This window comes from Staphylococcus sp. HMSC063A07, from assembly GCF_001836955.1.
In the GTDB taxonomy this organism is placed as follows: domain Bacteria; phylum Bacillota; class Bacilli; order Staphylococcales; family Staphylococcaceae; genus Staphylococcus; species Staphylococcus lugdunensis.
Genome location: NZ_KV830920.1, coordinates 39726 through 40581, shown reverse-complemented (window position 1 = coordinate 40581; position 856 = coordinate 39726). Strand labels below are relative to the sequence as shown.

The window sequence follows — 856 nt, the reverse complement described above, 5'->3', positions numbered from 1 at the left end:
CAAATGTGCCAAGTTATTCCGCAAAATATCTGTTGAGTAATGATGATTATAATGTACAACAATTAAGAAAACGATATAATATCCCAACCAAACAAGCTCCTGAATTAAAGTTGAAAGGTGATGGCGATTTAAAAGGCTCATCCATAGGATCTAAAGATTTAGAATTTACCTTTGTAGAAAATAAAAAAGAAAATATCTTTTTTACAGATTCTGTACAATTTACTCCAAGTAAGGATAATAAATCATGAATCAAACGGAATATCAAATAAAGTCTGACAATATAACGAGTATCTCTGAAGAAACAAACAGTGTATTAAAGATGAGCTGAGATTAGAAGCGTGTCATAAATGATGCGCTTTTTTGTGTAATATAATTATAAATAAATCATACAAAAATAAATTAAATTGATTGCTTATGCATTGTTTGCTAATATGAAAGTGAAATTGGTATCATTAAAAAATTTGTATGAATATATCATTTATATATAGAAAATATAAGGATGTGAAGGGATGCGACAGTCAAGGAAGTTAAAGCTCGGTATATGTTTGATCCTACTTATTATATTGATTGGAGGTTGTATCATCTTGACAAAAACAAATAGTCGAAATGCTCAAATTAAGAAAACATTTAATCAAACATTAAGATTGTATCCAACTAAGAATCTTGAAGATTTCTACGATAAAGAAGGCTTTCGAGATCAAGAATTTGAAAAAGGCGATAAAGGCACTTGGATCATTTATTCTAAAATGATTATCGAGCCAAAAGGTAGGAATATGGAATCTAGAGGAATGGTGCTCCATATAAATCGCAATACTAGAACAACAAGAGGTAATTTTATTGTCAATGAAATAACAGA

2 protein-coding genes are annotated in these 856 nt (G+C 29.1%); both read left to right on the top strand.

Annotation, left to right across the window (positions count from 1 at the left end):
- A partial coding sequence (locus HMPREF2597_RS06015; protein WP_141760426.1) for a Csa1 family protein occupies positions 1–248 on the top strand: 248 nt, incomplete at its 5' end.
- Between the two features lie 261 nt (positions 249–509).
- A partial coding sequence (locus HMPREF2597_RS06010; protein ID WP_141760425.1) for a Csa1 family protein occupies positions 510–856 on the top strand: 347 nt, incomplete at its 3' end.